The 3,194-nt window shown below is 47.6% G+C and carries 4 protein-coding genes; 3 read left to right on the forward strand and 1 reads right to left on the reverse strand.

The window, feature by feature from the left end; all coding sequences use genetic code 11:
- Positions 1 to 114: 114 nt before the first annotated feature.
- The 3 genes from ACQKE4_RS20410 (at position 115) to ACQKE4_RS20420 (ending at position 2,433) form a co-directional block, all read left to right on the forward strand.
- The gene (locus ACQKE4_RS20410; RefSeq protein WP_427390069.1) at positions 115 to 708 is read left to right on the forward strand and encodes a site-specific integrase; all 594 of its coding nucleotides are present in this window, start codon (positions 115 to 117) and stop codon (positions 706 to 708) included.
- Positions 695 to 1,648: a TraI domain-containing protein gene (locus ACQKE4_RS20415; protein WP_427390066.1), complete on the forward strand. Its 954-nt coding sequence runs from the start codon at positions 695 to 697 to the stop codon at positions 1,646 to 1,648. Before ACQKE4_RS20410 ends, ACQKE4_RS20415 begins: the two co-directional genes overlap by 14 nt.
- Before the next feature lie 314 nt (positions 1,649 to 1,962).
- A complete protein-coding gene (locus tag ACQKE4_RS20420; RefSeq protein WP_427390067.1) occupies positions 1,963 to 2,433 on the forward strand; it encodes a MarR family transcriptional regulator in 471 nt (156 codons plus the stop codon).
- A gap of 196 nt (positions 2,434 to 2,629) precedes the next feature.
- Here ACQKE4_RS20420 and ACQKE4_RS20425 read toward each other — a convergent pair whose 3' ends face one another.
- Entirely contained in the window at positions 2,630 to 2,779 is a 150-nt protein-coding gene (locus tag ACQKE4_RS20425; protein ID WP_427390068.1) for a hypothetical protein, read from the reverse strand.
- Between the last annotated feature and the right edge of the window lie 415 nt (positions 2,780 to 3,194).

A 3,194-nucleotide genomic window follows, 5' to 3' on the forward strand; every position in this document is an offset into this window, starting at 1 on the left:
ATTGATCCCTCGTTCCCATGATGCATAAGGGTGGGCAAAATAAATATCCGCCTCCAGACCTTTCGCTATATCCTCGTGCCCAGAAAATTCAAGACGCCGTTTTCGCTACATGAGGTGCAACGCATCATCGATAACGTCCGCGCAGACTATTGCAACTATTACACGGTGCGCTTCTTTACCGGCATGCGCACCGGTGAAGTCGATGGGTTGAAGTGGAAAAACGTTGATTTTGCTAAGCGGGAAATCTTAGTACGCGAAACATTGATCAATGGCGAAACGGAATACACCAAGACCGACGGGTCGCAACGAGAAATCCCCATGTTCGGGCAGGTGTATGACGCCCTCAAAACGCAGTACGCCGCCACTGGGCATATGAGTAAGTACGTGTTCTGTAATCAGTTGGGGCAGCCGCTTGATCACAATAACGTGACGAAGCGCGTGTGGTATCCCTTGCTGAAGTCTCTTGGGCTGACCAAACGCCGGCCTTATCAAACACGCCATACCGCCGCGACACTCTTTTTGGCTTCTGGCGAAAACCCGGAATGGGTGGCTCGAATGCTGGGCCACAGCTCCACCGAGATGCTGTTTAAGGTTTATTCGCGTTACGTCCCCAATGCCACCCGAATGGATGGGTCAGCCTTTGAGCGCTTGCTCGGCAATACCACGCCTACCAAGCCCCAGCAGGAGCATCGTCATGAAACGGCTTGATAACGCCTCTACCCACCTGTCGCGCACCTTCACGGGCACTTACCGCCTTACCGGACGCGTGGTTGAGTTTGATAACGCGAAAACGCCCTTCTTAAAACTGCGGCTAAGCGATTGCATGGGGGATCAAATCGCAATGCTCAACTTGAGCAAAACAACGGTACCTGAGCGCATCGGTCATTTGGACTTTGTTACCGCTTCCGGAGTGAAGTGTTTGTCAGGCCAATTCATTCTTGATGAGTTTCGCAAGACGACCCGAGAGGAAGTGATCACGTTGAATACACTACAGTCGTTGCCACGGGTGTATTGCCCAATACCAGAGGTATTCGATCATTTAGTCGCAACCGTGCAGTCGCTTAAATCAGAACAGCTCCGGGCATTTTTGACGCGCGTACTGGAACGTAAAGATCGTCTTGAAGCTTTTTTGAATGCGCCGGCCAGCGTCAATTATCACCATGTCTACCCGGGCGGTTTGCTAGAGCATTCGTTGAACGTCGCTAACAATGCCGTGGCAATGCTACGTCTTAACGAGCCCGCTATGTCGCGCCTGATGCAGGAAACGTGTTTTGTCGCGGGGTTATTGCATGATATTGGGAAGACCTACACTTACGACTCTAAAGGCAAACCAAATGCCGCCTGGAAGCTTTGCAGCCACGATGCCTTTACCTTAGAAGCCTGCGCCTATGGGCTGGCGTATTTGGATAAGCACGCGCCTGACCTAGCTATTATGCTACGGCATGTTTGGACATGCGCGTCACCGGGTGCGCGCTACGGCCAGAAAGCAGCCATAACACTCGCTCGTTATATTCGTGATGCCGACGGGCAAAGTGCAATGGCCGATAACCAAATGCGAGCGTTTCGTACCAAAAGCCAATGGGGCTTCAGCCGTCTTGGCCAAAATTTATTCTGGCGACCAGAAGTATCCACTTTACAGCCTCAATAGCACCACGTATTAACCCGTTCTAATGCCGCCTGAAGTTTCGCTTGGCGGCTTTTTTGTGCGCTCTACCTGGGTGGTTTAGCGAAATGTGATGTAACACCATTTTACTGGATAAGAATCTTTACTTAGAGCTCAAATCCTCCAGTCAGGCAACAGGGCAACCTCCTCAAAACCCAAATAAAAGACCTAAAGGTGTCTACGACACTCGGGGCGATTCATCCGCGCATCCTCATATCTTCCATTCAGTAATGATATAATACCTTGGCAAGCAATTTAGTTTCTTTCATAGGCGAGAAGTTAATCACAAGGATCAATACATGAGTCAGTACCATGGCATTGAAGAGTCACCTTTGGAAAACCTCAACGACATGGCGTATGTCGATCGTTCGTTAGCAGTGGCTTGTACCCGCGGCCGAGAAGCAGTTGTGTCGAGATTTAGAAAACTATTGAATCGCGAAGGTCTTTCTGAACAACAGTGGAGGGTTCTTCGGATATTGTATGATCACGGCTCTCTTACCTCTGTTGATATTGCCGCGCTTGCATGCATACACAAAGTTAGCATTTCCAGAATTATAAAATCATTGGAAAACCAAGGTTATACTATTCGAACTACTAGCGGTTCCGATGCTCGTGCGAGGAATATAGAACTGACAGAGTATGGCCGTAGGTGGATGAAGCCACTTGTAGGGGAGGCGCTGATTATACATCGCCAGATTGCTGATGATTTCGGAATTGAACAATATGAGCAGCTTTTATATTTACTTAAGAAACTATCAAATATTAACTAAATTTAGCACTTATGATGATTAAGTGAGCCAAAGAACCCACCTTCACTGGCTACTAGGTAAGTATTAAATTATATATTAACAGCAGTTGTAACTGAAAACTGAGACCTACTTTTCATCCCTGGCGGATACTGCCTCTGCGTGCAACACTGGGCGCCACAAACCGGGCTGGACGGCAACGACGAGGTACGGGAATACCTTACACAATTAACCGTTTCTTCCACGCCATCAGGTCGGCTAATATCACTGACTGTGCATAAGCATACGCACTTAACGGCATTTGCAATTCAGAGCCATAATACAGGCGCCCTAAACGAAATGCTTGAGTGGGATTGAGCTCGCGGCTCATAAAGGCCTCCAAAATCAAAGAGAGCACCAGCTTAGTATTTCTATTTACCTTCAAAACCCGAATTGAGCATTAAATTTTCGGAGGCTCAGTTCAAGCGAGATCAAGAATATCTGTCTATAAGATTGAATAAATAGATCTTAGTATCATTACCGAGCCTGCAACTGAAAGCACTAACAAGAGGATTATACGAAATGTTCTTATTGAAAGCCTTTCGCTCATCCTTCCACCCAACTCTGTACCTAAAATGGTTGGAAAAACAAACAACAAGGAGATCAAAAGATCAGCAACAGAAACAAGCCCTAAGACAAGCATGCCTGTACCTAAGTGAATCCGCATAAGTTATGGTGTATAAAGCGAGGCTTATAACAAGGGAGATGCACCATGTCTCGTCGCTTGCGCTTCATTTCTTTGACGC

Source organism: Halomonas sp. NPDC076908 (assembly GCF_050269715.1).
Lineage (GTDB): Bacteria > Pseudomonadota > Gammaproteobacteria > Pseudomonadales > Halomonadaceae > Vreelandella.

What these genes read in the sequence shown, in the direction of transcription:
- ACQKE4_RS20420 (WP_427390067.1), top strand. Translation starts at nt 1,963, where the DNA reads ATGAGTCAGTACCATGGCATTGAAGAGTCACCTTTGGAAAACCTCAAC.
- ACQKE4_RS20425 (WP_427390068.1), bottom strand. Translation starts at nt 2,779, where the DNA reads ATGAGCCGCGAGCTCAATCCCACTCAAGCATTTCGTTTAGGGCGCCTG.
- ACQKE4_RS20415 (WP_427390066.1), top strand. Translation starts at nt 695, where the DNA reads ATGAAACGGCTTGATAACGCCTCTACCCACCTGTCGCGCACCTTCACG.